Source organism: Roseococcus sp. YIM B11640 (assembly GCF_049727625.1).
Taxonomy (GTDB): Bacteria; Pseudomonadota; Alphaproteobacteria; order Acetobacterales; family Acetobacteraceae; genus Roseococcus.
In genome coordinates this window covers 272445-298927 of sequence record NZ_JBBJOZ010000001.1, presented here as the reverse complement: position 1 = coordinate 298927, position 26483 = coordinate 272445, and the positions used below count along the sequence as shown (strand labels likewise).

27 protein-coding genes are annotated in these 26483 nt (G+C 69.7%); 12 read left to right on the top strand and 15 right to left on the bottom strand.

Annotated features, from left to right (window positions below; translation table 11 throughout):
- The first annotated feature begins 21 nt into the window (after positions 1–21).
- From WJM96_RS01510 to WJM96_RS01500, 3 genes are all read left to right on the top strand, one after another.
- On the top strand, positions 22–687 hold the full coding sequence (locus WJM96_RS01510; RefSeq protein ID WP_424810649.1) for an LON peptidase substrate-binding domain-containing protein: 666 nt from the start codon (positions 22–24) through the stop codon (positions 685–687).
- Between the two features lie 10 nt (positions 688–697).
- Entirely contained in the window at positions 698–895 is a 198-nt protein-coding gene (locus WJM96_RS01505; protein WP_424810648.1) for a Trm112 family protein, read from the top strand.
- 94 nt (positions 896–989) lie between these two features.
- Entirely contained in the window at positions 990–1379 is a 390-nt protein-coding gene (locus WJM96_RS01500; RefSeq protein WP_424810647.1) for a gamma-butyrobetaine hydroxylase-like domain-containing protein, read from the top strand.
- Here the strand turns inward: WJM96_RS01500 and WJM96_RS01495 are convergent.
- Positions 1327–3144, bottom strand: a complete 1818-nt coding sequence (locus WJM96_RS01495) for a glycosyltransferase (protein ID WP_424810646.1) — start codon at positions 3142–3144, stop codon at positions 1327–1329. The two genes, WJM96_RS01500 and WJM96_RS01495, sit on opposite strands and share 53 nt — an antisense overlap.
- 122 nt (positions 3145–3266) lie before the next feature.
- Entirely contained in the window at positions 3267–4691 is a 1425-nt protein-coding gene (locus tag WJM96_RS01490) for a mannose-1-phosphate guanylyltransferase/mannose-6-phosphate isomerase (RefSeq protein WP_424810645.1), read from the bottom strand.
- A 100-nt stretch (positions 4692–4791) separates the two neighbouring features.
- Here WJM96_RS01490 and WJM96_RS01485 point away from each other — a divergent pair, with 100 nt between their 5' ends.
- On the top strand, positions 4792–6132 hold the full coding sequence (locus WJM96_RS01485) for a glycosyltransferase family 4 protein (RefSeq protein ID WP_424810644.1): 1341 nt from the start codon (positions 4792–4794) through the stop codon (positions 6130–6132).
- On the top strand, positions 6129–6683 hold the full coding sequence (locus WJM96_RS01480; protein ID WP_424810643.1) for a DUF4214 domain-containing protein: 555 nt from the start codon (positions 6129–6131) through the stop codon (positions 6681–6683). The genes WJM96_RS01485 and WJM96_RS01480 overlap by 4 nt, the downstream gene beginning before the upstream one ends.
- Here the strand turns inward: WJM96_RS01480 and WJM96_RS01475 are convergent.
- The 3 genes from WJM96_RS01475 to WJM96_RS01465 all read right to left on the bottom strand — a co-directional run bounded on the left by WJM96_RS01475 (position 6680) and on the right by WJM96_RS01465 (position 10564).
- Positions 6680–8989 carry a hypothetical protein gene (locus WJM96_RS01475; protein WP_424810642.1) on the bottom strand — a complete coding sequence of 770 codons (2310 nt, stop codon included), beginning with the start codon at positions 8987–8989 and terminating at the stop codon, positions 6680–6682. The two genes, WJM96_RS01480 and WJM96_RS01475, sit on opposite strands and share 4 nt — an antisense overlap.
- Before the next feature lie 97 nt (positions 8990–9086).
- On the bottom strand, positions 9087–9803 hold the full coding sequence (locus WJM96_RS01470; protein WP_424810641.1) for a 2OG-Fe dioxygenase family protein: 717 nt from the start codon (positions 9801–9803) through the stop codon (positions 9087–9089).
- A complete protein-coding gene (locus WJM96_RS01465; protein ID WP_424810640.1) occupies positions 9800–10564 on the bottom strand; it encodes a (Fe-S)-binding protein in 765 nt (254 codons plus the stop codon). Before WJM96_RS01465 ends, WJM96_RS01470 begins: the two co-directional genes overlap by 4 nt.
- A 264-nt stretch (positions 10565–10828) precedes the next feature.
- Here WJM96_RS01465 and WJM96_RS01460 point away from each other — a divergent pair, with 264 nt between their 5' ends.
- Positions 10829–11485 (top strand): hypothetical protein, encoded by a 657-nt coding sequence (locus WJM96_RS01460; protein WP_424810639.1) that lies wholly within the window; start codon positions 10829–10831, stop codon positions 11483–11485.
- Between the two features lie 6 nt (positions 11486–11491).
- Here WJM96_RS01460 and WJM96_RS01455 read toward each other — a convergent pair whose 3' ends face one another.
- Complete coding sequence (locus WJM96_RS01455; RefSeq protein WP_424810638.1) at positions 11492–13300, bottom strand: ABC-F family ATP-binding cassette domain-containing protein; 1809 nt, start codon at positions 13298–13300, stop codon at positions 11492–11494.
- A gap of 88 nt (positions 13301–13388) precedes the next feature.
- Here WJM96_RS01455 and WJM96_RS01450 point away from each other — a divergent pair, with 88 nt between their 5' ends.
- Positions 13389–14558, top strand: a complete 1170-nt coding sequence (locus WJM96_RS01450; RefSeq protein ID WP_424810637.1) for a TMEM43 family protein — start codon at positions 13389–13391, stop codon at positions 14556–14558.
- Positions 14555–15295, top strand: coding sequence for an SDR family NAD(P)-dependent oxidoreductase (locus tag WJM96_RS01445; protein ID WP_424810636.1), 741 nt, complete (start codon positions 14555–14557; stop codon positions 15293–15295). Before WJM96_RS01450 ends, WJM96_RS01445 begins: the two co-directional genes overlap by 4 nt.
- Positions 15296–15342: 47 nt before the next feature.
- On the opposite strand, the gene WJM96_RS01440 is transcribed toward WJM96_RS01445, so the two are convergent.
- From WJM96_RS01440 to WJM96_RS01415, 6 genes are all read right to left on the bottom strand, one after another.
- Complete coding sequence (locus WJM96_RS01440; protein WP_424810635.1) at positions 15343–15981, bottom strand: carboxymuconolactone decarboxylase family protein; 639 nt, start codon at positions 15979–15981, stop codon at positions 15343–15345.
- Positions 15982–16045: 64 nt separating this feature from the next.
- On the bottom strand, positions 16046–16654 hold the full coding sequence (locus WJM96_RS01435) for a hypothetical protein (protein WP_424810634.1): 609 nt from the start codon (positions 16652–16654) through the stop codon (positions 16046–16048).
- A 67-nt stretch (positions 16655–16721) separates the two neighbouring features.
- The gene (gene arfB, locus WJM96_RS01430) at positions 16722–17129 is read right to left on the bottom strand and encodes an alternative ribosome rescue aminoacyl-tRNA hydrolase ArfB (RefSeq protein WP_424810633.1); all 408 of its coding nucleotides are present in this window, start codon (positions 17127–17129) and stop codon (positions 16722–16724) included.
- A gap of 33 nt (positions 17130–17162) precedes the next feature.
- Complete coding sequence (locus WJM96_RS01425; protein WP_424810632.1) at positions 17163–18098, bottom strand: tripartite tricarboxylate transporter substrate binding protein; 936 nt, start codon at positions 18096–18098, stop codon at positions 17163–17165.
- Positions 18099–18130: 32 nt separating this feature from the next.
- Complete coding sequence (eutC, locus tag WJM96_RS01420) at positions 18131–18847, bottom strand: ethanolamine ammonia-lyase subunit EutC (protein ID WP_424810631.1); 717 nt, start codon at positions 18845–18847, stop codon at positions 18131–18133.
- A complete protein-coding gene (locus WJM96_RS01415) occupies positions 18844–20205 on the bottom strand; it encodes an ethanolamine ammonia-lyase subunit EutB (protein ID WP_424810630.1) in 1362 nt (453 codons plus the stop codon). Before WJM96_RS01415 ends, eutC begins: the two co-directional genes overlap by 4 nt.
- A gap of 128 nt (positions 20206–20333) precedes the next feature.
- Here WJM96_RS01415 and WJM96_RS01410 point away from each other — a divergent pair, with 128 nt between their 5' ends.
- From WJM96_RS01410 to WJM96_RS01395, 4 genes are read left to right on the top strand one after another with little or no spacing between them, the layout of a single operon-like run.
- On the top strand, positions 20334–20885 hold the full coding sequence (locus WJM96_RS01410) for a phosphonopyruvate decarboxylase (RefSeq protein ID WP_424810629.1): 552 nt from the start codon (positions 20334–20336) through the stop codon (positions 20883–20885).
- A gap of 4 nt (positions 20886–20889) precedes the next feature.
- The gene (locus WJM96_RS01405; protein ID WP_424810628.1) at positions 20890–21495 is read left to right on the top strand and encodes a thiamine pyrophosphate-dependent enzyme; all 606 of its coding nucleotides are present in this window, start codon (positions 20890–20892) and stop codon (positions 21493–21495) included.
- 13 nt (positions 21496–21508) lie between these two features.
- The gene (locus WJM96_RS01400; RefSeq protein ID WP_424810627.1) at positions 21509–22483 is read left to right on the top strand and encodes an NAD(P)-dependent oxidoreductase; all 975 of its coding nucleotides are present in this window, start codon (positions 21509–21511) and stop codon (positions 22481–22483) included.
- Complete coding sequence (locus WJM96_RS01395; protein ID WP_424810626.1) at positions 22480–23820, top strand: MmgE/PrpD family protein; 1341 nt, start codon at positions 22480–22482, stop codon at positions 23818–23820. Before WJM96_RS01400 ends, WJM96_RS01395 begins: the two co-directional genes overlap by 4 nt.
- On the opposite strand, the gene WJM96_RS01390 is transcribed toward WJM96_RS01395, so the two are convergent.
- The 3 genes from WJM96_RS01390 to hemW form a co-directional block, all read right to left on the bottom strand.
- Positions 23807–24781 carry a Bug family tripartite tricarboxylate transporter substrate binding protein gene (locus WJM96_RS01390; protein ID WP_424810625.1) on the bottom strand — a complete coding sequence of 325 codons (975 nt, stop codon included), beginning with the start codon at positions 24779–24781 and terminating at the stop codon, positions 23807–23809. The two genes, WJM96_RS01395 and WJM96_RS01390, sit on opposite strands and share 14 nt — an antisense overlap.
- Positions 24782–24876: 95 nt before the next feature.
- Complete coding sequence (locus tag WJM96_RS01385) at positions 24877–25140, bottom strand: hypothetical protein (RefSeq protein WP_424810624.1); 264 nt, start codon at positions 25138–25140, stop codon at positions 24877–24879.
- Positions 25141–25287: 147 nt separating this feature from the next.
- The gene (hemW, locus tag WJM96_RS01380) at positions 25288–26475 is read right to left on the bottom strand and encodes a radical SAM family heme chaperone HemW (protein WP_424810623.1); all 1188 of its coding nucleotides are present in this window, start codon (positions 26473–26475) and stop codon (positions 25288–25290) included.
- Positions 26476–26483: the final 8 nt, after the last annotated feature.

Sequence of the window (26483 nt, the reverse complement as noted above, 5' to 3'; positions counted from 1 at the left end):
GAGGCCTTAAAGGCATCTGCCATGAACCCCTTCCAGCCCGAACCGGAGCATCTGCCGGCGGAGATCTCGGTCTTCCCGCTCTCTGGCGCTCTTCTCCTGCCGGGTGGGAAGCTGCCGCTGAACATCTTCGAGCCGCGCTACCTCGCCATGGTGCTGGATAGCCTGGCCGAGGGCCGGATGTTCGGCATGATCCAGGCCGACCCGGCCCTGCCCGCCGACGAGCACGGCACCGGCATCTACCATGTGGGCTGCCTCGGCCGCGTGACCTCCTTCGCCGAGACCGAGGACGGCCGGCTGCTGATCACGCTGAACGGGCTGCTGCGCTTCCGCGTTGCCGAGGAACTGCCCATGCGGCGAGGCTATCGCCGCGTGCTGGCGGACTACTCGGAGTATCTGGACGACCTCGAACCGCCCGCCCCGCGCGAGTTGCCGCGCGAGGCGCTGCTCCAGGCCCTGCGCCCCTATTTCGCGGCCAAGGGGATCGAGGCCAATTGGCAGGCCATCGAGCAGATGGGCTGCCCCACGCTCGTCACCACGCTGTCCATGATCTGCCCCTTCGGTGTGGCCGAAAAGCAGGCGTTGCTGGAGGCCGCGACGGTGGCCGAGCGCGCCGACGACCTCATCGCCCTGCTCCGCATGTGGTCGCATGGCGGTGGGGAGCTTCCGCCCGGCGGAAGGCCGAGCTAGGAGTCGCTCCATGACCGATACGCCCCAGCCCCTCGGCGGCGCCGTGGACCCCCAGCTTCTGGAAATCCTCGTCTGCCCCGTCACCAAGCAGCCGCTCCGCTACGACCAGGAGCGCGGGGAGCTGGTGAGCGAGGCCGCCGGCCTCGCCTATCCGGTGCGGGACGGCATCCCCATCATGCTGCCCGACCAGGCGCGTAAACTGGATTGAAGCCCTCCAGCGCCGGGCGCCGGTTCGCCGGCCCAGCGGATGGCCTGGGCTCGCGCGTCGCGCGACGCGTTGGCCCCAGGCGAGGCGTCGGAACGTGGCTGTGACACACACCGTCACGGAGCTTCGCTACCGCTCGGCGGAGAAATCCCTGGAAGTCGCCTTCGACGACGGCAGCCGCTTCGTACTGCCCGCGGAGTACCTGCGCGTCGAAAGCCCCTCGGCCGAGGTGCAGGGGCATGGGCCGGACCAGAAGACCATCGTGCCGGGACGACGCCATGTGGGCATCATGCGCATCGAGCCGGTCGGCAACTACGCCGTGCGCCTGATTTTCGACGACCTGCACGACAGCGGCATCTACTCCTGGGCGGAGCTGCACCGGCTGGGCACGGAGCAGGCCAGGCTCTGGGCGGAATACGAGCGCGCCCTGGCCATCAAGGGCTTGTCGCGGGATCCACCGGCCCGGAAGCCTCCTCCGTCGCATTGACGAGGCCGAGCCGCGTCGAGAGGTAGCGGATCTGCGCGCCGCGATCCTCCTCGGCGCAGATCATGAGGCCTGTGAGCAGCAGCGTCAGGCGGCGCGTCTCGCCCTCCGGCGCCCGGGCGCCGGAGGTGTCGATCTCGACCAGGATGTCGCCTGCCTCGCAGGGCGGGATGACGAGGCGCAGGTGGCGGGCCTCGCCTGGGCCTAGCGTGGCGCGCATCCAGGGGCCGGGGTGGTCCATGTTGGGCCGGGTGGCGCGCAGCCCGACGGGCATGGCGATGCCCGGCGGCGCCGTCACTTCCAGCGTCAGCACCACATCCCCCTTCGGCGGGTCGCCCATCGGGAGGCGCAGGCGGGCGGCGCCGGTGGTGATCCAGATGCCCCAGCGCTCTTGCCGCTCCCAACCCTCGCCCTCGCAGAGAAGCTGGTGCAGCAGGCGGAAGGGGGAGGGCAGCTCCGGCAGGTCGGGGATCTGCGGCTCCTCGAAGCCGATGCGCTCGCCCATCGGGAAGTAGAGGCGCGCGAGCGGGGCGGGAAGCTCCGGCGCGGGGGCCGCCAGGTCGCCGGCGAGGCCCTCGGCCACCTGCCGCCAGCTTCGCAGCGCCATGCGGCCGGGGATCGCCTCCTCCAGGGCCGCGCGGCGCGCGGGGTCGCGCAGAAGGTTCCAGATGGTTTCGACCAGTTCCGGCTCGCTCTGCGGCGTGAAGTAGAGCGCGGCGCTGCCGCCGGCCTGACGCAAGCTGGTATGGTCCGGCGCCACGACCAGCTTGCCATGGGAGAGCGCTTCGGTGACCGGCAGGCCCCAGCCCTCGTAGAAGCTGTTGAAGACGGTGAAGAGGCAGCGCTGGTAGAGCAGCGCCAGGAGCCCGTCGCCCACGCCTTCCAGATGCAGCACGCGCTGGCGCAGCTCCGGCGCCGCGCGCATGAGGTCGAGCACCGGCCCGGAATTGTAGCCCCGCCGGCCGAGCAGGACGAGGTCGGGGATCACGGCATGGCCGTGGCGGCGCAGCAGCGTCAGCCAAGCATGGAGCAGCAGCAGGTGGTTCTTCCGCTGCTCGATCGTCGCGACGCAGAGCACGAAGGGCCGGTCGCGCAGGCGCTTCGGCAGGACGGGCTCCTCCTCGTCCGGCGCGGCGGGGAGTCGCGCATCGAGCGGCAGGCGCGTGACCGGAATGTCGAGCTGCGGCAGGTAGCGCCGCTGCCACTGCGTGAAGTCCTGCGCGCAGCGGTCGCTGGTGGCGATGGCGCGGTCGATCTGCAGGCAGAGGGCGAGGAAGTGCTCGGAGAAGCTGCGCGTCAGCTCGGGCGCGCAATGCTCGGGGACCGAGAGCGGGATGGTGTCGTGGATCAGCACGCAAAGCTGGATGCCGTGGCTGGCGCGCAGTTCGCGCAGGCGGCGGAGCTGGCCCGGATCCGCGCCAGTGAGGCCGAGCGCCACCACGCGGTCGCCCTCGGCAAAGGCGAAGGGAGGCGCTTCGGCCTGGACGGCGCGGGATTCGGCGCGAAGCGCCATCCAGTCCTCGCCATCCTGCTCGCCGCCGCGCCGGGCGCCGGCGATCATGCGGCGCAGAAGCTCCAGCGGATAGGCGACGAAGCGGGACTGCGCGAAGGAATAGGCCGCGAGCTCGAAAAGCGGCGGCGCGCCCTCCGCGAGCCCCGCCTCCAGGATCGCCGTCTGGACTCGGGCGATGCCCATGGGCGTGCGGTTGCCCTCGAAGAAATCGAGGAGGTCGGTGACATCGGCGACGAGGCGCAGCCCGTCAGCCATTCGACAGGAAGCCCCCATGCAGCGTCATCCGGCCGCACAGCGGCCGGCGCCGTCCATAAGCATCCCGGCCGGGCGAGCCCGCCGCGCGGCGAAGCCCGGCGCCCGAGGACAGAAAAGAAGCTTCAGCTTCTTCCATACGTATCTTCGAAGCGCACGATATCGTCCTCGCCGAGATAGGAGCCCACCTGCACCTCGATGAGCACCAGCGGGATCATGCCAGGATTCTCCATCCGGTGCGTGCAGCCCAGCGGCAAATAGACGCTCTGGTTCTCCGACAGCAGGATGCTCTCGTCGTCGCGCTGCACGCGGGCGGTACCGCTCACCACCACCCAGTGCTCGGCACGGTGATGATGCTTCTGCAGCGATAGCTTGCCGCCGGGCTTCACGACGATCTGCTTCACCTGGAAGCGGTTGCCCTGGATCATGCCCTCGTAATGGCCCCAGGGGCGGTACATGCGGCGATGCTCGGTGGCGAGCTTGTTGCCCTTGGCCCTCAGGCCCTCGACGATCTTCTTCACGTCCTGCGCGCGGTCCCGTGGCATGGCCAGCACGGCATCGTCCGTTACCACCAGCACCACGTCCTTGAGGCCGATGGTCGCGGTCAGCATGCCTTCCGAGCGGACAAGGCAGTTCTCCGTGTCCAGGGCCTCCACCGGCCCGTGCAGCACGTTGCCGTGCGCGTCCTTGGGCAGCGCCTCCCACAGCGCGTCCCAGCTGCCGACATCGCTCCAGCCGAGATCGGCCGGGACGACGGCGGCGTGGCGCGTGCGCTCCATCACCGCATAGTCGATCGAGATGGACGGCGCGGTGCCGAAGGCCTCCTCGCCGAGCCGGATGAAGTCCAGGTCCCGGCGGGATGTCGCGATGGCCTGGCGCACCGCCGCCACGACCTCGGGCGCGTAATGCGTCAGCTCCTGCAAAAGCGTCGCGGCCGTGGCCACGAACATGCCGCTGTTCCAGAGGTGCCTGCCATCCGCGGCGAGCTTCGCCGCCGTCGCGGCATCGGGCTTTTCCGTGAAGCGGGCCACTTCGTGGACCCCAGGGACCTCGTCGATCCCGGCGCCCATCTCGATGTAGCCGAATCCGGTATGGGCGCGGTCGGGCTTCATGCCGAAGGTCACGATCCGGCCGGTGCGGGCGGCGGCGGCGGCCAGGCCCAGCGCCTTGTGCAGCGCCGCATGGTCCTGGATCGCGGCATCCGCCGCCATGATCCAGAGCACGGCATCGGAGTTCTTCTCGGCGACCAGCAGGGCGGCAGTGGCGATGGCCGGGGCAGAGTTCCGGGCCTGCGGCTCCAGCGCGATGGTGGGATTCCTGATCCCGGCCTCGCGCAGCTGCTCGGCCACCAGGAAACGATGGACCTCGCCCACCACCACGATGGGGGGCGCGAAGCCGGGCCCGCTGGCGCGGTGCGCCGTCTCCTGCACCATGGTCCGCTCCGTCACCAGCGGCCAGAACTGCTTGGGATTGGTTTCGCGCGAGAGCGGCCAAAGCCGGCTGCCCGTCCCGCCGGAGAGAATGACGGGGACGATGTCGGTATCAGTCATCTGGCGTAACGATCCTGTGTCACGGTCGGGGTTTCGCCAGCGAAGGCGGTGATTTCATGGCAGCCTTGTCGCGAAGCTGGGGCGAAGGCAAGGTGCCTTCATGCCCGCTGACGCGCCTCGCATCTGGATGGATGGCTTTTCGCTCACGCATTCCCATGGGACGGGCATCACGACCTACACCCGTGGCCATGCGGCGACCCTCAAATCGCTCGGCGCCTCGCTGGGCATGCTCTACGGCCGGCCGATGCCACGCCTCAAGGATCCGACCGAACGAGAGGTGCGCTTTTTCGACGCCCGGGCGCGCGCCGGCCGGTCGCTGCGCCAGCGCCTGACGGACATGGCCTGGGAGCCGCGCGGGCCGATCGCCCAGCCCATCCAGATCTCGCAGATGGTCGACAGCAGCGCGACCACGGCCGTCACCTTCAGCAAGTTCACCACCGCGAGCCTCCCCCCGGTGGACGAGCTGTGGAACGCCAACGACGCCTTCGGCCGGGCCCTGGTGAACTTCACCGTCACCAAGCGCCTGCTGCCCGTGCGCGTCCAGGGCAAGCCGCCCGAGCTGATGCACTGGACCTACAGCCACGCCATGCGGCTGGTGGGCACGCGCAACATCTACACCATCCATGACCTGATCCCGCTCCGCCTGCCCTGGGCGACGCTGGACATCAAGTCGCGCTGGCTGAACACGCTGCGCATCCTGGTGCGGGACGCGGAGCATATCGTGACGGTGTCCGAGCATGCGCGGCAGGACATCATCGACCAGTTCGGCATCTCGCCCGACCGCATCACCAACACCTACCAGCCCGTCTTCCCACCGGCGGAACCCTTGGACGAGGCCATGTCGGTCGCGCGGCTGCGCGCGGCGCACGGATTGGAGCCACGCGGCTACTTCCTCTACGTCTCGACGGTCGAGCCGCGAAAGAACGTGGCGCGGCTCCTCGACGCCTACCTCGCCTCGGGCATCGAGACCCCCTTCATCATCGTCGGCAACACGGCCGAGCACGGCAAGGACGAGCTGCGCCTGCTGACGGAGGCCAACGGCACGCGCTCCGTCGACGGGCGAATCCGGCATCTCGGCTACGTGCCGCGCATCGACGTCGACATCCTGATGCGCCATGCCCGCGCCCTCTGCTTCCCGTCGCTCTACGAAGGCTTCGGCCTGCCGGCAGTGGAGGCGATGCAGGCAGGGACCGCGGTGATGACGTCGAACACCTCCAGCCTGCCGGAGGTCGTGGGCGACGCCGCCCTGACCGTGACGCCCACCGACACGCGCGCCATGGCCGAGGCGCTGCAGGCCCTCGACCGCGACGAGAACCTGCGCGGCCGGCTGCAGGAGGCTGGTCCCCGCCGGGCCGCCGAATTCAGCCCGGAGCGCTACGCAGAGCGCCTGCAGGCCCTCTACCGGCGCCTCGGCATCCATCTTCCGGGGGGCCAGCCATGATCACCGCGGGCGACCTGCTGCACGGTTCGGACGAGGATTTCGTCGTCAACGCTTATCTCGCAGCCCTCGGCCGCTGGCCGGACGAGGCAGGCTTCGGCCATTACCTGAATTTCGTGGCCGGCCAGCCCGCGCGCCGGGTCGAGGCGCTTCGCAGCATCGCGGAATCGGAAGAGGGGCGGCTGAAGGCCCTGCCGCTCTCGCTCGATGCCGCCCCTGTGCCGGTGGCCCAGGCCCTGGCCGCGCAGCTCGCCCTGCGCACACGCGCCCTGAAGGCCGAGTTGCAGGAGATCCGCGGGAAATCGGGCCAGGCCGAAGCGCCGGCCGCGCTCGCCGGGGAAGTCGCGGCGCTGGCGACCGAGCTCGCCGCGCTGCGCGAGGAGATGCGCGAGCGCATGGCGGCACTGGAGGCCATGCTGTCGGGGCGTCTGCCGGCCGCACCCAGCCTCTCGCCGGCGGTTTCGGTGGATTATGTGAACGACCTGATCGAGGGCGCGCAGGCGCAGCTCGGGCACAGGCTGCGGGCCATCGAGGCCAAGCTGCTGGGCGGCTAGCTGCGGCCCATCCTTCTCCGAAGCAGCGCGAGAAGGGCGTTCGCGACCTCCGTGGCGTCGAGATGAATGTTCTCCATCTTGGGACGCGTGGGACGGATCTGGACGGAGCCTTCCATTCCCGTGTCGGGCACCCCGCTGACGACGACGGGGCGGGGGATTCCCTCGGCCTCCCAGGTACCCGGCAGCAGGTTGATCCTGGCATAGGCGGCGTCAGTGTAGATGATTCCTGGCGCATCGGAGAACCAGCCGACCTTGTGCTGGCTTGTGCCTCGGGGGGCGACGTAGGCGTCGGCGCGGCCGGCCCAGATGACGGCCTCGCGCATGGTCTGTCCAACGAGGCTGACGATGCGGTCCGGGCGGCCGAGTTGGGCGGAGATACCTTCCACGACTTCCTGCATCCGGGCCATAGCGGGCGCCCAATCGCGGGCGACCTCTGTTTCGCCGAGGGGGAGGGTGAAGCCGTCGATGACGAAGGTAGCTTCCGGATATTCCGCGAGAATCTGGCGGCACATCTGGGCGATGCCGTTTTCCTGGTCGACCCAGGCCTTGTCGGTGACGCGTATGCCGATCCAGATGACGGGGCCGGAGGCGTCGGCGGGGTCGGGGGCCAAGGGGTGGGGCGGGTACTCCGACATGGCGCGGTTGATGCGGCGGCGGAGCCCGCGACCCATGAAGTAGCCGCCGACCGGGACGATGAACTCACTGGTGTCGAAGGGCTGGAAATTCGTTTCCTCGGTGCCGCGGACTTCGCTGACGAGTTCGCCGGGCAACTCCGGATAGAGCGGCGCCAACGGTCCGAAGAAGTTGGGGTAGAAATGGATCACCCGGCTCGCCCGGCCGAGCAGGCCCTGGGTCGCCAGCCGCTCGATCCCTGAGTACATATTCCAGACTTGGTGCGCGAAGTTGCGGATGTAGCGCACCACCACCTTGATCTCACGAGGTCCGGGCGGCGCGTTGCGAGCCGCCAGCGAGGCCTCCCGGTTTTCCGCGACACGCTTCAGGATGCGGCCGATGCTGCCCGGGACCAGCGGCGACTCCGCCAGAATTTCGCTTTCCCCGAGAGACAGCAGGATGCCCACCCCCGGGCACCAGAGCGCGATGGACCGCATCGCGTAGCCGCCTGCCATGAAGTAGAAAGTCTGCTTGCCGGCGAAGGCGTAATAAATCACCCCCCGCTCATAGAGCGAGTCGAAGGCGGAGACGGTTCCTCCACCGAGCGGACAGGGGCAGGACAAGGTGCCATCGCGGACGAAACGGTCCTGCCACATCACCGGGCCTTCGATCTTCAGCACATGCGAACTGATGCTCGGATTTCCGCGTTCGACGATCGCTTCCCGCCACTCGGGAGAATGGACCTGCAGCAGATCCCGCGCCCATTGCCGTAGCGGCCCCGGATCGATCCCCGCCTCGCGCAGGACGCCGAGGTCATAGGGATGGTCGGAGTCGAGCGGGATGGTGCGCGTCGGCATACTCAGCATCGCCGCGCGGATGGATTGCTGCGGAATCTCCGAAACGCGGGCCCATTGCTCCGCGTCGCCAGGACGCCCGTTCAGGTGGTCTTCCCAAACGGCACGGCAGTCCGCAGCCTGTTCGGGCGTGAGGCCCTGGATGTACTCGTCAAGTTTATGCCGGCGCCAGCGCTGGACTGCCAGGCGCGCGGTTTTCGGGGCGCCCGGCTCCTGCGCCAGGCGGTCCATCAACTCGAATGCCTCCAGAACCCCCAGTTGTTGCTGCCGGTCCTCGAACCAGGCCCGCAGCAGCGTGGGATCGGCCGGATTGGCCAGGATCGCGCGCCGCATGGCCTGCACGGCCAGTTCATCGTCGAACCCTCTGACCGAACGCAGGATCCAGGCGGCCGCCATGACCTCCACGGGGCCAGGGGCGGGTTCCATCATCGTTCGCTCCGCCCAGCCCGCGGCCGCGGCGGGATCGACGGTCGCCAAGTTCTGCATGAGGACGCCGATCAAGTCGGTTGGCCGGTCGGGACGGGCGGCAGCGAAGCCGAGCCCGGCGCGAATACCGTCGGGCCTATCGCTCGTCCCGAGAGTCTCGAACAGGGAGGCGAGCTGCCGCGCATGCGCCCTGTCGCTGGCGGTAAAGCGCGCGATGCAGGGGATCGCCTCGTCGAGCAAGACGCGATCGCCGTCCGACTTCAGCGCGGCGAACAGCTTTATGAGGTTGTGGTTCGTCCGCTCGGGCCATTGCTCCACGAGCGATATCAGCTGCCGGATGGCGAATTCGTCGGCAAGGTCGGAAGGCGTTGGGGATATGACATCGTCCGGCGCCGCAGTCCCACCCGATTGCACCCGATCACTCCATCACCGATTTTATGTCTCTGCATGAACAACATTCGTGCTGGAACATGCAAGGGCGAAACCTGCGGATGGCCCCTCCGGGAAGGCGCTAATCCACCCGCTTCCAGGTCAGCACCAGCACATCCCGGCAGGATGGCAGCGCCGGGTCCGCCGGCTCGACCGGCGTCACGCCATGCATCACGCGGCGGTCGTCGAGGATGGTGAGGTCGAGCAGCCCGTTCAGGGTGAAGCGGGCCAGCGTGCGCCGCTCGCCATCCGTCACCATGGTCTCGCCGCCGAGGAGGTTGGTGCGCGCCACCATCGCGATTAGCACCACGTCCGTGCCGTCATGGTGCACGCCTTCCGGCGTCGGATGGCCGGGCGAGTTGGGCTGCGCCTGCACGCGGAACTGGTGCATCTCCACGAACCAGCGCGTGCCGGGGTGCAGCCGGTCCGCGACCTCTCGGCCGAGGTCGAGCAGGCCCTGGCAGAAGGGGTTGGCGATGGTCTCGTCCTCGACCGGGGCGAACCAGCGGTCCAGCCCGCCATTGAGGGTGTTGTGCACCACCTCCTGGAAGTGCGGCCGGTGCAGGCCGCGCAGATGGCCGGGCACGCCCGGGACGGCCAGGAAATTCGCCAGGCGGCGCAGGCGGTAACGGCCGCCGTCGCGCATGAAGCCGTCCGTCTCGAGCCGCTGCCAGCTTTCGGCGAAATCCTCCAGCACGGCATCGGGCGCCGGGATCAGCTCCCGGATCTGGGCGGGGCCGCGGCGGGCGAAGCCCCGGTCGGCCACTTCGTCCGCGAGGCTCACAAGGCTCAGGCTCATCGCACTTCCCCAATGGGCGGGACCTCGCCCGCCATGTCGGCCAGCACTTCGGCCACGTGACGCACATGCACGGCGCTGCCTTCGCGACGGAGGCGCCCGGCCATGTTCAGCAGGCAGCCCATGTCGCCGGCCAGCAACGTGTCGGCGCCGGTCTGCTCGATATCCTGGGTCTTGTCCGCGACCATGCGCGTCGAGATCTCGGGGTACTTTACACAGAAGGTGCCGCCGAAGCCGCAGCAGATCTCGGGCTCGGCCATCTCGGTGACCTGCAGCCCCTCCACCGTGTCCAGCAGGCGGCGCGGCTGGCGCTTCACGCCAAGCTCCCGCAGCCCCGCGCAGCTGTCGTGATAGGTGACATTGCCCTCGTAGCGCGCCTTCACCCGCTCGACTCCCATCACATCCGTAAGGAAGGAGACGAGCTCGTGCGTCTTGGCGGCGAGCGCCTCGGCCTTGCCTCGGTAGAGCGGGTCCGACTCGGCGAAGAGCGAAGGGTAGTGCTGCGCGATCATCCCGCCGCAGGAGCCCGAGGGCGCCACGACGTGATCGTAGGGCAGGAAGGTGTCGATCACCTGGCGGGCGATCTCCCGCGCCGAGGCACGGTCGCCGCCATTGAAGGCGGGCTGGCCGCAGCAGGTCTGCGCGTCGGGCACGACCACCTCGCACCCGGCCTCCTCCAGCAGGCGGATGGCCGCGAAGCCGACACTGGGCCTGTAGAGGTCCACCAGGCAGGTGACGAAGAGGGCGACGCGGGGCTTGGCCATGGTCCCAAGGCTAGAGCTTTCGGGAGCCATCGTGAATGTGCCGCAGCCACGCGACCAACGCGACAATTCAAACCCCGTCATGCAATAGACACGACCCATGAATTTGAAGCATTTTTCCGCTCACTGAAGTCACGAAGGAAAATCGTTGCAATATCGCACGGGCTTAAGCAGCTGTGTGCGAGTAAGGGAGCGTGCTTAATGTACGATCTGCTCGGTCTGGCGAAGATAGCGAACGACATATACTTGCCAGTCAGTGATTCCTCGATGCTCAAGGATTGGGACACGCATGCGGTCCGCGATCTTTATGTCAATGACAACTTCTGCGCCCGGGTCTACTGGCGCCGGAGCAAGGTCAAGATCGCCTGCGTCTGCTTCCGCGGGACCGCGAATTGGAAGGATGCGGTGATCGCCGACCTCGGCGGCATCGGCATGGGCCTCAACGCGCTCGCGATGAAGATCAACGACGCGGTCGAGTTCACCGCCATGACCGCCCGCAAGGCGGAGATCACCTGGCTCACCGGCCACTCGCTGGGCGGCTGCTTCGTTCAGCTCGTCGGCTCGATCTGCAACCTGCCGGGCGTGTCCTGGAACGCGCCGGGGGCCCTGGCGCTGGTCAACCAGATGTCCTCCAACCCCCTGCGCGCCGCGGTGGGCGGGGCCGGTTCGGCGGGCGTCAGCGCGCTGGCTTCGCTGGCGACCGGATTCCTGGGCGGGCAATTCGTCACGCTGATGAACCGGGCCGTCGCCGCCTCGGGCGACGATGCCTTCCCGCCCATCGCGAATTTCCGTGGCAACATGGATCCGGTGAGCATGTTCGGCGCCCATGTCGGCATGCCCATGCAGACCATCCAGCTGCCGCGCCAGACCCCGCACCCGCACTCGATGGTGCCGCTGATCGAGGCGCTGCAGAACCGGAAGTAGTCGGCGCTAGCCTTCCAGCTCTTCCCGCAGCATCTCGAGGCGCAGCCACTCCTCCTCGGCAGCCTCGAGCGCTCTTTGGCGCTCGGCGAGGGCTGCGGTGCGCTGCTCGAAACCCTTGGGGTCGCGGGCGTAAAGGCCGGGATCGGCGAGCCAGTTCTGCAGCACGCCGATCTCTTTTTGCAGCCGCTCCATGGTCGCCGGCAGGGTGGTGAGCGCGTGCTGGTCCTTGAAGCTGAGCTTCTTGGCCGGCACCGCAGCCGCACGGGGCACGGCGGCCTCGCGGGCCGGTGCCGCCGGCTTGGCCACGGCGCGCGCCTGCACGCCCTCGCCCCGCTGGGCCAGCATGTCGCTGTAGCCCCCCGCGAAGTCCTGCCAGCGCCCCTCGCCCTCGGCCATCACGATGCCGGTGCAGACGCGGTCCAGGAAATCGCGATCGTGGCTCACCAGCAGGACGGTGCCGGCATATTCGGCCAGCAGCTCCTCCAGCAGGTCGAGCGTCTCCAGGTCCAGATCGTTCGTCGGCTCGTCCAGCACCAGCAGGTTGGAGGGCGCCGCCAGGGCCTGGGCCAGCAGCAGCCGCCCCCGCTCGCCGCCCGAGAGCTTGCCGACCGGCGTGCGCGCCTGCTCCGGCGTGAAGAGGAAGTCCTGCATGTAGCCGATGACGTGGCGCGGCTTGCCGCCCACCCAGACCTGGTCGCCGCGCCCTTCCGTCAGCGTGTCGGACAGGGTGCGGTTCGGGTCCAGCGCGGCCCGCATCTGGTCCAGCGCCGCCATGGCGATGTTGCTGCCGAGCTTCACCGTGCCCGCATCCGGCGCCAGCTTGCCGATGAGGATGTTGAGCAGCGTCGTCTTGCCCGCCCCGTTCGGCCCCACGATGCCGATGCGCTCGCCTTTCAGGATGCGGGTCGAGAAGTTCCGCACGATGGGCGTCTCGCCCCAGGATTTCTGCACGCCCTCGGCCGCGACGACGAGCGCGCCGGAGGAGCTGGCCTCGGCCGCCTCCATCTTCACGCTGCCGGTGGGGCGGATGCGCTCCCGCCGCGCCTGGCGCAGGGCGTGCAATTCGCCCACTCGGCGCATGTTGCGCTTGCGGCGGGCCGAGACGCCGTGCCGCAGCCAATGCTCCTCGCGCACGATCTGACGGTCGAGCTTGTGGGCCGTCTGCTCCTCGATCTCGAGCTGCTCCTCGCGCCACGCCTCGAAATCGGCGAAGCCGCGGTCCAGCCGGCGGGTGACGCCGCGATCCAGCCAGAGCGTCGCGCGGCTCAGGCGGGAGAGGAAGCGCCGGTCGTGGCTGATGAGCACCAGCGCGCCCCGCATGGAGGCGAGCTCCTGCTCCAGCCATTCGATGGCGGGCAGGTCGAGGTGGTTGGTCGGCTCGTCCAGCAGCAGGATGTCGGGGTTGGGCGCGATGGCGCGGGCCAGGGCGGCACGGCGCGCCTCGCCGCCCGAAAGCCGCCCGGGCTCCTCGGCGCCGGTCAGGCCGAGCCCCGCCAGTAGCGCACGCGCCCGGTAGGGGTCGTCCGAGGGGCCGAGGCCCGCCATCACGTAGTCCTCCACCGTCGCGTGGCCCGAGAGATCGGGCTCCTGCGGCAGGTAGCGGAGCGTGGCGCCGGGCTGGAGGAAGCGCGTGCCGTCCTCGGGCTCCAGCTCGCCGGCGGCGATACGCAGCAGGGTGGACTTGCCGCTGCCGTTGCGCCCGACCAGCGCCAGCCTCTCGCCGGGCGAGACGGAGATCGCGGCGCCGCGGAGCAGCGGCGTGTTGCCCAGCGTGAAGCGAATGCCGTCGAAGATGAGGAGCGGAGGCGCGGCCATGCCGGGGGCGATGGCCCGGCCACCCTCCCGCGTCAAGCTCTGGACAACGCCGCCCGCGCCGCCTTCCATAGCGTCAGGGAGGCGAGCCATGTCCGGTTCCGATGACGACACCATCCGGATCACCCCGGATGGCGGCGACGGCGACAGCTTCACCAGCACCACCTCGCAATCCTGGTTCTCGCGCATCGGCGGGGCCCTCATGGGACTGCTCTTCGCCCTGCTGCTCCTGCCCGGCTCGGGCTGGCTGCTGTTCTGGAACGAGGGGCGGGCGGTTCAGACGGCCCGCTCGCTGACCGAGGGCGCGGGCATCGTCCGCAGCGTGCCCGCCGAGCGGCCGGACGCGACCAACGAGGGCAAGCTGGTCCATGTCTCCGGCCCGGTACGGATGACGCAGCTTCCCTTCGATGCGGATTTCGACGTGAAGCCGCCCAACGGCACGCTCCGCCTCGCCCGCATCGTCGAGATGTACCAATGGGTCGAGGAGAACCACAGCGAGACGCGGACCCGCATGGGCGGCGGCACCGAGACGGTGACGACCAGCACCTACCGCCGCGAATGGCGCGAGGGGCGCGTGGACTCCAGCCGCTTCCGCCAGCCCAATGGCCACGAGAACCCGCAGCCGCGGCAGAGTTCGCGCAACTTCTTCGCCCAGGGGGTCACGCTCGGCGGCTTCCGCATCGCCGAGAGCCAGCTTTCGGCCATCCCGGCCGCCGAGCCGCTGACGCCCGCGAATGGCGAGGCCACGCGCTATGTCGGCAATGACGCGAACAACCCGCGCGTGGGGGATCTCAGGATCTCCTGGCGCTACGCGCATCCGGAGACGGTGTCCGTCATCGGTGCCCAGGTGGGCGACGGCTTCGGCCCCTATGCGACCAATGCGGGCGACCGGCTGCTGATCCTGCGCGCGGGCTCGCTGCCCGCCGCCGCCATGTTCCAGCAGGCGCAGGACGACAACAAGCTTCTGACCTGGATCCTGCGCGCCGTCGGCGTGGTGCTGATGTTCATCGGCTGGTCGCTGCTGCTGGCACCGCTCAAGGTGCTGGCGGATGTCATCCCGCCGCTCGGCGCCGTGGTGGGCTTCGGCACCATGGCCTTGGCAGGCGTCCTGACCTTCCTTGCCGCGCCGGTGATCATCGCCGTGGCGTGGCTCTTCTACCGGCCGCTGGTGGGGATCGCGATCCTGGCCGCCGGCATGGCACTCGCCTATGGAATCACGCGGCTGCGACGTCGCAGGCCGCAAGTGGAGAAACCAGCATGAGCTTCGACTTCAAGGGCAAGCGCGTCATCGTCTGCGGCGGCAGCAAAGGCATCGGGCGCAGCGTCGCGATCGGCTTCGCGCAGGCCGGCGCGGCCGTGTCCATCTGCGCGCGCGGTGCCGAGGCACTGGCGGCGACCAAGGCGGAGCTGGGCGCCAAGGGCCATGCCGGCACCTGCGACCTGGGCGACAAGGATTCGGTGAATTCCTACGTGGCCGAGGCGATCGGCGCGCTGGGCGGGCTGGACGTCCTTGTGAACAACGCCAGCGGCTTCGGCATGGTGGATACCGAGGAAGGCTGGAACGCGGCGCTGAACGTCGACGTGCTCGCGACCTTCCGCGCGACCCAGGTCGCGCTGCCCGCGCTGAAGGCGAGCAAGGGCAACATCGTCAATGTCTCCTCGATCTCAGGCTTCCGCGCCTCGACGCGCAGCCCGGTCTACAATGCCGTAAAGGCGCTGCTGGTAAACTACACCATGAGCCAGGCCGCGCTCTTCGCCGAGTTCGGCATTCGCGTGAACGCGGTGGCGCCGGGCTCCATCGAATTCCCGGGCGGCAGCTGGGAAAAGCGGAAGACCGAGGCGCCGGAGCTCTACAACCGCACGCTGGCCTCCATTCCCTTCGGCCGCATGGGCACGCCGGAGGAGGTGGCCAATGCGGTGCTGTTCCTCGCCTCGCCCCTGGCGAACTGGGTGACGGGCCACACGATAGTCGTGGATGGCGGCCAGCTGCTGAGGTGATTTCGTGCTTGCGGCCCGAGGCTCGGCCTCGGGCCGCGGCGCCCACTTCAACGGTTCAGCGTCGGCAGCGGCGTGCCGCCACCCGGCACCGCAACGCGGCCCACGTTCAGCGTCATCGAAACCAGCACGTAGTAGCCGCTGACCGCGATCAGATCGACGACGCCCTGCTCGCCGAAGCGCGCCTTCGCGGCGGCAAAGGTGGCATCGGAGACAAAACGGTCTCGGTGCATCTCGGTGCAGAAGTCGTAGACGATGCGCTGGTCCTCCGTCATGCCCTCGGGCCGGCGCCCCTGCGCGAGGTCGTTGGCGACGGAAGCCGGCAGGCCCGCCGCCAGCGCCAGGCGATGATGCGCGAACCACTCGTATTGCGAGGACCATTCGCGCGCGGTGATCAGGATCGCGAACTCATTGAGGTCGGTCGGGATGGAGCTGCGGAAGCGCAGCTCCGCGCCCAGCTGCTGGATGCGGTCGCCCACGCCCGGGCTGCGGAGCCAGATGTTGAAGGGCCCGCCGATGGAATTGTCGCGGCCCGGCACATTGGCGCGCGGCCCGCTCTGGATCGCGGCCGCCAGCGCCTGCTGCGCGGGGGTGCGCTGGTCGGCCGGGATCTGGGGAAAGCGCTCCTGCGCCAGGGCCGGCATGGCGAGCGTGGCGGCGAGCAGGATCGCGGGCAGCAATGGGCGCATGGACGTTCCTCCGGGGCTTTTTCGTTACGATCCCAGCCTGCGCCCGGCTCACCGGCGCGACAAGTCACACCTGCGCGGCCAGCACGTAGTAGGCCGGGCGCGGCGCGGGCAGCGGCGCGGAATCGCGGAAGGTGGGGATCAGGTCCGCGCGTTCCCGCACGCGGTTGAAGCCAGCCTGCCGCAGCAGCTCCGTGGCCTGGCCCTTGGTGTGGAAGTTGAAGCGGTCGGGCGGGAAGGCGCCGAGCGCCGCCACGATCTTCTTCGCCTGGATCTCGGCCCAGCCCCAGCCGGTCTCAGGGTCCGGCTCCGCGATCATCACCGTCGCCGGGCCGCGGAGCCGCTGCTTCACGTCGCGCAGCAGCCCGGCCACCTCCTCCGGCTTCAGGTACATGATCAGGCCAAAGAGCATCGCGAGGTCGAAGCCCTCCACATCCGGCCCGATGTTGGAGACGTAGTCGACATCCGCCCCCACGCCCTTCTGCGGGTTGGCAATGACGACCGTGACCCCGGGCGCCTTGGAGCGGAAGCCGCGCTCGGTCCCGCCCACGTCGAGGATGCGCGCCGGCGGCCGCGGCACCGTCGCATAGTCGCGCAGAATGGCCGCGACGCAGCGCGGATAGCTGGAAGGCGAGGCCCGGTTGAACACGGAGCTGCCGCCGAAACCCACCGCCATGTCATGCCCTCCCTTACTGGGAGGCTATGCGGGCGGAGCGCCCATCACAACATGATTTCGCATGCAATTATTCGGAGATCGGTCCCGATCGCAGGCGCTTGGTCGCGCCCCGCTTGGTCTTGCTGTCCATGCGCCGGGTTTGCGAGCCCTTGGTGGGCTTGGTCGGGCGGCGGACCGGCGGCGGGGGCTTCGCGGCCTCCTCCAGCAGCTCCGTCAGCCGCACCATCGCATCCTCCCGGTTGCGCTCGCGCGTGCGGTGCTGCTGGGCGGTGATGACGACGATGCCGTCCTTGGTCATGCGCCGCCCTGCCAGGGTCTTAAGCCGCGTATAGACGCGCTCCGGCAGCCCCGCGCGGTAGGCGTGGTAGCGAAGCTGGACGGCGGTCTCCAGCTTGTTGACGTTCTGGCCGCCGGGCCCGGAGGAGCGAAGGAAATCCTCTTCCAGGTCGGCATCGTCGATGGTGATGCGGGGCACGCCGCGCTTGTCGCGCGGAAACGCCCCCGCCGTCTATTGCCGCGAGATCCCGAGCTCCTGCAGCAGGGCGCGGTTTACGCGGCTCTCGGCGACGAAACGCTCGCGGAAGGCGGCGCCGGGCGCGAAGCTCGGCACCGCGTTCAGCCGCTCGGCCGCGGTGCGGAAGCCCTCGCTGCCGACGGCCGTCTGGCAGGCGCGCTCGATGGTGGCGGCGATGTTGTCCGGCAGGTCGGCCGGCGCGATCAGCCCGCCATAGGTGGTGCCGGCCATCGGGTAGCCCAGCTCCGCCGTGCTGGGCACGTTCGGCAGCGCGGGCAGCCGCTGCGAGCCCAGCACCGCGAGGACGCCAAGGCCTGTCGCGGCGGGGATGGAGCCGGCTTCGACGAAGACATGGATCTGCCCCGCCAGCGCGGCCTGCGCGATGGGGCCCGCGCCCGTGAAGGGAACGGCGAGGCCCGTCACCCCGATGGCGCGCAGCAGCTGCACGGTCAGGATGTGCTGCGTGCTGCCCATGCCGGGCACGGCGTAGGTCAGCGCCTCCGGCCCCGTGCGCGCATGCGCCACCATGCCGGCGAAGTCCGTGAAGGGCGCGTTGCGGCCGAGGATCAGCACCTGCGGGTTGTCGTAGACCAGGCAAAGGTAGCGAAAGCCCTCGGCGGTGTAGTTCACGCTCTGAAGATAGGGCTGCGTGGTGATCGCGTTGTTGGGCGAGATGCCGATGGTGTAGCCGTCGCCCCGCGTGCGGAAGAGCTCGGCATTGCCGATGGCGCCGGCCGCGCCGCCGCGGTTCACGCCGACCACCGGCTGGCCCAGCGCCTTGGAAAGCTCGGCCTGCAGCGCGCGCGCCATCAGGTCCGTGTTGCCGCCCGGCGGGAAGGGAATGATCATCTGCACCGGCCGAGTCGGAAAGTCCTGAGCCTGGGCAGGCAGGGCCAGCAGCAGGGCGGCCAGCATCGACAACCAACGCATTTCTCGGAGCTCCTCGGGCTTTGCGGCCGAGGCTAGGCAATGCTCCCCGGAAGCGCCACCCCGCCCGTGGGCATGTCGTCCTTCAGCGCGACGCCGGTGGCGCCCAGGGCACGCGCCCCGCGCAGGAGCCAATGGATCTTGGTTGCGGCATCCGCCGGGCTCAGCCCGCCGGGGCGGATGTTGCTGATGCAGTTCCGTTCCGCATCCGTGCGGCCACGGCGCGGCGACCAGGTGAGGTAGGCGCCCATGCTGTCCTGCGCGGAGAGGCCCGGCCGTTCGCCGATCAGAACGACAACGGCCTCGGCTCCCATGGCCTCGCCGATATCGTCGCCGATGGCGACGCGTCCTTGCTGCACGATCACCACCGGCCATTCGGCGGCGAGCGCCCGGATGAGCGGCACGGCCTGGCGCTGCACGCCGCTGGCGCAGAGCCCGTCCGCGATGACGATCGCCGTGCCCCCGGTGCGCGGCAGGCCCTCGCGATCGGCGTCGCGCAGGCGGCGGCCGAGATCGGGGCGCAGCAGATAGGAGCGGCGATCCTCCACCTCGCTGTGCAGCACCGGCACGGGGCCGAGCTCGGCGCGCAGGGCCTCCACGTCGAGCGCGGACCAGACGGCATCGCGGGCGGCGGCATGCGCCTCCTGGAAATCGAGATGCGCCGAGGTCGGCACGGCGTTGCCGGCGCGGCCGATGCCGACGCGCGCCCCGGTGAAGCGGCGCAGGTCGCGCCAGACCGACGGCGCGCTCATTCGAGCCCGATCAGGGCCGGCGACATGGCGGCAGGGATCGCCTCGCTCTCGCCGATGCCCATGCGCTCCAGCCAGGCCGCGAATTCGGGCGCGGGCGTCTTGCCCAGCGCGGCGCGCGCATAGAGCCCGTCGTGGAAGGAGGTGGACTGGTATGCCAGCATCACGTCATCCGCGCCTGGCACGCCCATGATGTAGGTCACGCCCGCCACTGCGAGACAGGTGAGCAGGGTGTCCATGTCGTCCTGATCGGCCTCGGCATGGTTGGTGTAGCAGATGTCCACCCCCATCGGGATGCCGAGCAGCTTGCCGCAGAAATGGTCCTCCAGCCCGGCGCGCAGGATCTGCTTCCCGTCGAAGAGGTATTCCGGCCCGATGAAGCCGACGACGCTATTCACCAGCAGCGGCGAATAGGCTCGCGCCACACCGTAGGCCCGCGCCTCGATGGTCTGCTGGTCCACGCCGCGATGTGCTTCGGCCGAGAGCGCGCTGCCCTGGCCCGTCTCGAAATACATCACGTCCTGGCCGACCGTGCCACGGCCCAGCGCCAGGGCCGCATCCTCGGCCTCGCGCAGCATGCCAAGCGTGACGCCGAAGCTCTCGTTCACCCCCTGCGTGCCGCCGATGGACTGGAAGACGAGGTCCAGCGGCGCGCCACGCTCCATCGCCAGCAGGGAGGTCGTGACATGGCTCAGCACACAGCTCTGGGTCGGGATGTCGAAGCGGGTGCGGACATTGTCGAGCATGTCGAGCAGGCGCAGCACCGCCTCGATATTGTCGGTGGCGGGGTTGATGCCGATCACGGCATCCCCCGCGCCCAGCAGGAGCCCATCCAGCACCGAGGCAGCGACGCCGCGCGCATCATCGGTCGGGTGGTTGGGCTGGAGGCGGATGGAGAGCGTGCCCGGAAGGCCGATCGTGTTGCGGAACCGCGTCACCACCCGGCACTTCTGGGCCACGGCGATGAGGTCCGACACGCGCATGATCTTGGAGACGGCGGCCGCCATCTCCGGCATCAGGCCGCGCGCCAGCGGCGAGACCTCCTCCGGCGCGGCTGCCAGCAGCCAGTCCCGGAAGCCGCCCACGGTAAGATGGGCGACGGGGGCGAAGGCCGCCGCGTCGTGGCTGTCCAGGATCAGGCGGGTGACGTCGTCTTCCTCATAAGGAATAACCGCCTCGCCCAGAAAATGCCGCAGCGGCAGGTCCGCCAGCGCCCGCTGCGCCGCGACCCGCTCGGCTGCGCTGACGGCCGCGACCCCGGCCAGCGCATCGCCCGAGCGGAAGGGCGTGGCCTTGGCCAGCAGCGTCCGCAGATCGCCGAAGACGTAGCTCGTGCCGCCGATCGCATGCCGGAACGCCATGCCGCCCCTTTCCGCCTGAAGGCCCCCAGGATCGGCCGGGGGCGCGGAAATCGCAACGACATCCTGCGCCCCACCGGCTTGTCAGATCGCGCCCCCGGACGGAGACTTCCCCCCAACGGAGGACATCCATGGATCGCAACGTCATCGAAAGCGCGCCCGACGCGGTGGCCGACTGGCCCGACCGCATCTACGACCTGCTGAAGCAGTACAATGTCCGGCAGGTGGCGCTGGTGCCCGATGCCGGCCATTCGCGCCTCATCAAGCGCTGCCTTGCCGACAACGAGCTCCGCGTCGTCACGCTGACGACCGAGGAGGAAGGCGTCGCCCTCATGCAGGGCGCCTGGCTGGGCGGCGATCGCTCGGTACTGCTCATGCAGTCTTCTGGCGTGGGCAACTGCATCAACATGCTCTCGCTCTCGAGCATCCATCGCACGCCGATGCCGATGATCATCACGATGCGCGGCGATTTCGGCGAATTCAATCCGGCGCAGGTCGCCATGGGCCAGGCGACGCAGGCCGTGCTGGAGGCGATGGGCACGCTGGTGCACCGCGCCGACCACGCGGCCGATGTCGCGCCCACCGTCGAGGCGACGCTCAAGCTCGCCTACAACACCTTCCGCCCCACCGCGACGCTGATCGGCCAGCGGGTGCTCGGCGCCAAGACCTTCGGGAAGGACTGAGGCCATGGTGAAGCTCGGAGCCTCCGGCAAGCTGGACCGGCGCGACCTGACGCGCGCCCTCTTCGAGGATCGCGGCGACATGCTGGTCGTCGCCGGCCTCGGCGCCCCCGCCTGGGATATCACGGCGGTAGGCGACGGCCCGCAGAACCTCCCGCTCTGGGGCGGCATGGGCGGCGCGGCCATGATCGGCCTCGGCTTGGCACTCGCGCAGCCGGACAAGACGGTGCTGGTGCTGACCGGCGACGGCGAGATGCTGATGGGCATCGGCAGCCTCGCCACCATCGCGCACCAGGCGCCGAAGAACCTCGCGATTGTCGTGCAGGACAACGAGCACTACGGCGAGACCGGCATGCAGGAGACCGCGACGCGCCACGGCACGGATCTCGTGAAGATGGCCGAGGGCGCCGGCATCCGGCACACCATGCTGGTGACGAAGCCCGAGGAGGTGCCCGCGCTGAAGGCCGCCATCCACAAGAAGGAAGGGCCCTTCTTCGCGGTGGCGAAGATCGACGCCGCCAACCTGCCGCTCGTGCTGCCGCCGCGCGAGGGCGCCATCCTGCAGGCCCGGATGCGCGAGCATCTCATGGGCCCCGCCGCGCATCTCGCCTGAGGAAGACAACCGAATGCCCCACGTCGCCCTGCTGCGCTCCGTCCATCCCGACGCGATCGCCGCCCTCGAGGCCGAGCCCGGCTTCACCGTCGAGGTCGTGCACGACACCTCGCGCGAGAACCTCCAGCGCGCGATGGAGAAGGCCGAGGCCATCATTGTCCGCGCCACGCCCATCAACGCGGATTTCCTGAGCTTCTCGCCCAAGCTGAGCATCGTCGCGCGCCATGGCGTGGGCTACGACGCCGTGGACGTGCCGGAGCTCTCGAAACGCGGCATTCCGCTGACCGTCACCGCCGATGCCAATGCGCTGAGCGTGGCCGAGCACGCGCTGATGCTCATGCTCAACCTCGCGCGCGGGACCAAGGCCTTCGACGCCAACACCCGCGCCTTCAAGTGGAGCAGCCAGGACGCGCCCGTGACCTGGGACCTGGCGGGCATGACGGTGCTGGTGGTCGGCTTCGGCCGCATCGGCGGCCGCGTGGCCCGGCTCTGCAAGGCCTTCGACATGGATGTCGTGATCTGCGACCCCAACGTGCCGATGAACACGGTGAAGGGCGCGGGCTTCCGCCACGTGAAAGCGCTGCAGGAGGGCCTCGCCCAGGCCGATTGGGTGACGGTGCATTGCCCGTCCAACGCCGAGAACCGCGGGATGGTGAATGCCGAGTTCCTGGCCGCCATGAAGCCCGGCGCGCGCTTCATCAACACCGCCCGCGGCACGCTGGTGCAGGAGCAGGCTCTGGCCGGCGCGCTCAAGAGCGGCCACATCTCCGCCGCAGGCGTGGACGTGTTCTGGGACGAGCCCGTGCACAAGGACAACCCGCTGCTGACCGCGCCCAACCTGATCATGACGCCGCACTCCGCCGCCGCGACGGAGCAGAGCATGCGCCGCATGGGCCTATCCTGCGTCGATTCCATCGTCCGGCATTTCCGTGGCGACATCGACCTGGACATGGTGATCAACAAGGAAGTGATCCGGAGCAACCGATGAACCCTCTGCTCGCCCTGGCGGAGCACGCCGCCTCCTGGCGCCAGGCCCCGCTTTCGGGCGAGGTGGAGCATCACGCGCGCCGGGCGCTGATCGACTGGTTCGCTTCGCTGCTGCCGGGCTGCCGGCTGCCGCCCGCGACGCTGATGGCCAAGGCGCTGGCCGACGAGCGTGGCTCCGGCCGCGCCGTCTCCTATGTGGATGGCGCGCGCACCGGGCTCCGGCACGCCGCGCTGATCAACGGCACGGCGAGCCACACGGTCGAGTTCGACGATATCTGGCGCTGGGGCGTCTACCACCCCGGCTGCCCGACGGTGGCGGCCGCGCTGGCCGCCGCGCAGTCGAAGCAGCTCGACATGCAAGCGCTGCTGCGGGCGCTGGTCGCGGGCTATGAAGTATCGTGCCGCATCGCGCAGGCGGTGCAGCCCTCGCACTACGACTACTGGCACACCACCGGGACCGTCGGCACCTTCGGCGCGGCCGCCGCCGTGGCCGTCATCTATGACTGCGACGCGATGCAGACGGCGCATGCCATCGCCACCGCCGCCACCATGGCGGGCGGTCTGCAGCAGGCCTTCCGCGGCGACGGCATGAGCAAGCCACTGCATCCCGGCCACGCGGCGGAGGCAGGTGCCCTCGCCGCCATGTCCGCGAAGGAGGGCATGACCGGCGCGCTCGACGTGCTGCACGGCCCGGCCGGCTTCGCGGCGGCAACCAGCGAGGACACGGGCAAGTGGGAAAAGGCCATCGCCGCCATCGGCAAGCCGCTCACCATCACGCAGATGACCGTGAAGAACCACGGCTGCTGCGGCCACATCTTCGCCGCCCTCGATGCGACGCGCGAGCTCCAGCGCGAGCATGCCTTCGCCTCGGACGAGGTGGAGGCGCTGCATGTCGGCGGCTATGCCGCGACCAAGAATGTCTGCGATCGCCCTTCCATCGTGACGGAGCAGGAGGCGCGCTTCTCCGCGCAGTTCACCATCGCCTCCATCATGGAATATGGCGGCGTGCGGCTCGACGCCTTCGCGCCCGAGCGCCTGGCGGACCCGAAGCTGCGGGCCATCATGCCGCGCATCAGCGTGAGCCTGGACGAGGAATGCGAGGCCGCCTTCCCCGGTGCCCGCAGTGCCAAGGTCTCGATCAGGCTGCGCGACGGGCGGGAGCTGTTCCGCCACCAGCCGACGCGCAAGGGCGACCCCGACGCACCGCTGACCGACCGCGACCTGGACGAGAAGTTCATGGAGCTGGTCGGCCCCGTGCTGGGCGACGAGGCGGCGAAGGACTTCCTCGCCGCCCTCTGGACCGGCAGCGCGCTGCCCGGGGAACTTACTCTACGGTGATGTTCGCCTGGCGGATGACATTGCCCCAGCGCTCGACCTCCCGGCCGAGGAACTGACCCGTCGCCGCTGGCGTACGGCCTTCCACGACGAAGCCCAGATCCTCGAGCCTCGCCTTCATCACGGGCTCCTGCACGATTTTCGCAACCTCGGCCGAGAAGCGCTCCACGATCGGCGCCGGCGTTCGCGCGGGGGCCAGCAGCATGCACCAGGAGCTGGCGTCGAAATCCGGCACGCCGCCGCCCTCTGCCACCGTCGGCAGGTCGGGCGCGAAGGGCGCGCGCCGCGTCGTCGCGATGCCGAGCGGGCGGATCGTCCCCGCCTCGAACTGCGCCTTCAGCGGCGAATAGGTGTCGAACATCAGGCCGATATTGCCGGACATGAGGTCGGCCAGCGCCGGCTGCGTGCCGCGATAGGGGATGTGCGTCATCTCCACCCCCGCGATGATCGCGAGCTGCGCCATGGCGAGGTGAGCCGTCGCGCCGATGCCGCTGGAGCCGTAGTTGATCTGCCCCGGGCGCGCCTTGGCATAGGCCAGGTACTCACGGAGCGTATTGGCCGGGATGTGCTTGCTGCCCGCCATGACCAGCGGCGCCTGTACGACCAGCGAGACGGGCGCGAAGCTCGTGACGGAATCGAAGGGCATCTTGCCCGCCTGCAGCGTCTGGTTCGCGGCGTGCGCGGGCAGCACCATCACCAGGGTGTAGCCGTCTGCCGGGCTGGTCGCCGCCGCGCCGGCACCCACGATGCTGTTCGCGCCCGGCCGGTTCTCGACCACGACCGGCTGGCCCAGGGCGCGGCCCAGAGGCTCCGCCACCAGCCTCGTCGCGATGTCCGTCGTCCCGCCGGGCGTATAGGGGACGATGATGCGGACGGGCTTGCTCGGGAAGTCCTGCGCGCGAGCGAGGGCGGGCGCCGAGAGCCCGGCCGCCAGGACGGCGCGGCGGGAGAGCCTGATGTGCATGGTCGTTTCCCCTGAATTTGAACGGCCTCAACTTACGGCCGCGTCCACGCCCGGCAAGCCGGGTGCGGACATGGGGAAGCGGCGCGGGGAAGGGATCAGGCGGCCGCGCGGGACGCTTCGCGCAGTTCCGTCACGCGGTGCACACCCACCAGCTGACGCAGGTTGCCCGCGACCAGATGCACCACCTCGGCCGGCATGTGCTCCATGCCCAGCTCGACGCGCATGCGGCCGCGGTGATGCTGGCTCACCATGTGGTCCGGCGTCAGGTCACGCTTGGCGAAGGGCTGCAACAGTCGGGGCAGCAGGCACGGAGAGGCCTCGGCCTCGACCGTGAAGAGCACGGAAACGGTATCGGTCATGTCGAAGAAGTTCCTGGGAAGCGGGGTTGCGGCTGCGAGCCCGGCGCGGTGACGCGCCACGGCATCGCGGCGCGGTTCAACCGGCCGGGCGAGTAATTCGGAGCGTGGCGCGCTTCAGGAACATGGTCGGAAGATAGGCCCCCAGGCTCAGCGAAGCAAGACCGGGAGCAGCGCGTCGAGGCGGACGCGGCCCTCGGGGGTCGCAACCAGCCTGTCCCCGCGCCATTCCAGGTAGCCCTCGTCCAGGCAGGCGGCGAGCATCGCGGGGTCCACGGTCTCCGCGAAAGTCAGGCCGCTGCGAGCCTCGATCCGGGCCGGATCCACGCCCTCGGCCAGGCGCAGGCCCATGAGCAGCGCCTCGCGGCCGCGGTCGCGCGGGGTCAGGCGCTCCTCCTCCACCGTCGCATGGCCGTCCTGCTCGACGCGGGAAAGCCATTCCTCGGGCGCGCGATGGCGGCGGGTGGCGACCATCTCGCCCTGCAGCAGCAGGCGCTGATGGGCCCCGGCGCCGATGCCGAGGTAGTCGCCATACCGCCAGTAGGCGAGGTTGTGGCGGCTCTCCGCACCCGGCTTGGCGTAGTTCGACACCTCATAGGGCGCCAAGCCGAAGCGCGCGGCCTCCTCGGCCGTCGCCTCGTACATGCGGGCCGCGTCGTCTTCCTCCGGCAGGGCGAAGGCGCCACGCGCATGCTCGGTGAAGAAGCGCGTCCCGGGCTCGATGGTGAGCTGGTAGAGGCTGAGATGGTCGGCGGCGAGGGCCAGCGCCTGCCGCAGCTCCGCCCGCCAGGATTCCTCCGCCTGGCCCGGCCGCGCGTAGATCAGGTCGAAGGACAGGCGCGGGAAGATGCCGCGCGCGGCTTCCAGCGCGGCGATGGCCTGCCCCACGTCGTGCCGGCGGCCCAGGAAGCGCAGTGCCTCCGCGTCCAGCGACTGCACGCCGAGGGAGGCGCGGTTCACCCCGGCGGCGGCGAACTCGCGCAGCTTGCCGGTCTCGACGCTGGTGGGGTTGGCCTCCAGCGTGATCTCGATGCCGGGCGCCGCGTCGAAATGGGCACGGGCATCGGCGATCAGCGCCGCCACCGTCTCGGGCTCCATCAGGCTCGGCGTGCCGCCGCCGAAGAAGATGCTGGCGAGGGCCGGCTTCGAGTTCCGTCCGGGCTCGGATGCCGCGATGCGCTCGGCCTCGAAGGCCAGCTCCCGCCGCAGCGCCTCGCGATGGCGCGCATGGTCCACGCCGCCCCCGCGCACATGCGAGTTGAAGTCGCAGTACGGGCATTTGGAGGCACAGAAGGGCCAATGGATGTAGAGGGCGAGGGGTTCGGACACGCCCGGCATATAGGCGC

Bases quoted from the DNA above. Each gene is read 5' to 3' on its own strand.
- WJM96_RS01510 (WP_424810649.1), top strand. From the start codon at position 22: ATGAACCCCTTCCAGCCCGAACCGGAGCATCTGCCGGCGGAGATCTCG.
- WJM96_RS01505 (WP_424810648.1), top strand. From the start codon at position 698: ATGACCGATACGCCCCAGCCCCTCGGCGGCGCCGTGGACCCCCAGCTT.
- WJM96_RS01495 (WP_424810646.1), bottom strand. From the start codon at position 3,144: ATGGCTGACGGGCTGCGCCTCGTCGCCGATGTCACCGACCTCCTCGAT.
- WJM96_RS01490 (WP_424810645.1), bottom strand. From the start codon at position 4,691: ATGACTGATACCGACATCGTCCCCGTCATTCTCTCCGGCGGGACGGGC.
- WJM96_RS01485 (WP_424810644.1), top strand. From the start codon at position 4,792: ATGCCCGCTGACGCGCCTCGCATCTGGATGGATGGCTTTTCGCTCACG.
- WJM96_RS01480 (WP_424810643.1), top strand. From the start codon at position 6,129: ATGATCACCGCGGGCGACCTGCTGCACGGTTCGGACGAGGATTTCGTC.
- WJM96_RS01470 (WP_424810641.1), bottom strand. From the start codon at position 9,803: ATGAGCCTGAGCCTTGTGAGCCTCGCGGACGAAGTGGCCGACCGGGGC.
- WJM96_RS01465 (WP_424810640.1), bottom strand. From the start codon at position 10,564: ATGGCCAAGCCCCGCGTCGCCCTCTTCGTCACCTGCCTGGTGGACCTC.
- WJM96_RS01460 (WP_424810639.1), top strand. From the start codon at position 10,829: ATGCTCAAGGATTGGGACACGCATGCGGTCCGCGATCTTTATGTCAAT.
- WJM96_RS01455 (WP_424810638.1), bottom strand. From the start codon at position 13,300: ATGGCCGCGCCTCCGCTCCTCATCTTCGACGGCATTCGCTTCACGCTG.
- WJM96_RS01450 (WP_424810637.1), top strand. From the start codon at position 13,389: ATGTCCGGTTCCGATGACGACACCATCCGGATCACCCCGGATGGCGGC.
- WJM96_RS01445 (WP_424810636.1), top strand. From the start codon at position 14,555: ATGAGCTTCGACTTCAAGGGCAAGCGCGTCATCGTCTGCGGCGGCAGC.
- WJM96_RS01440 (WP_424810635.1), bottom strand. From the start codon at position 15,981: ATGCGCCCATTGCTGCCCGCGATCCTGCTCGCCGCCACGCTCGCCATG.
- WJM96_RS01435 (WP_424810634.1), bottom strand. From the start codon at position 16,654: ATGGCGGTGGGTTTCGGCGGCAGCTCCGTGTTCAACCGGGCCTCGCCT.
- WJM96_RS01425 (WP_424810632.1), bottom strand. From the start codon at position 18,098: ATGCGTTGGTTGTCGATGCTGGCCGCCCTGCTGCTGGCCCTGCCTGCC.
- eutC (WP_424810631.1), bottom strand. From the start codon at position 18,847: ATGAGCGCGCCGTCGGTCTGGCGCGACCTGCGCCGCTTCACCGGGGCG.
- WJM96_RS01415 (WP_424810630.1), bottom strand. From the start codon at position 20,205: ATGGCGTTCCGGCATGCGATCGGCGGCACGAGCTACGTCTTCGGCGAT.
- WJM96_RS01410 (WP_424810629.1), top strand. From the start codon at position 20,334: ATGGATCGCAACGTCATCGAAAGCGCGCCCGACGCGGTGGCCGACTGG.
- WJM96_RS01405 (WP_424810628.1), top strand. From the start codon at position 20,890: ATGGTGAAGCTCGGAGCCTCCGGCAAGCTGGACCGGCGCGACCTGACG.
- WJM96_RS01400 (WP_424810627.1), top strand. From the start codon at position 21,509: ATGCCCCACGTCGCCCTGCTGCGCTCCGTCCATCCCGACGCGATCGCC.
- WJM96_RS01395 (WP_424810626.1), top strand. From the start codon at position 22,480: ATGAACCCTCTGCTCGCCCTGGCGGAGCACGCCGCCTCCTGGCGCCAG.
- WJM96_RS01390 (WP_424810625.1), bottom strand. From the start codon at position 24,781: ATGCACATCAGGCTCTCCCGCCGCGCCGTCCTGGCGGCCGGGCTCTCG.
- WJM96_RS01385 (WP_424810624.1), bottom strand. From the start codon at position 25,140: ATGACCGATACCGTTTCCGTGCTCTTCACGGTCGAGGCCGAGGCCTCT.
- hemW (WP_424810623.1), bottom strand. From the start codon at position 26,475: ATGCCGGGCGTGTCCGAACCCCTCGCCCTCTACATCCATTGGCCCTTC.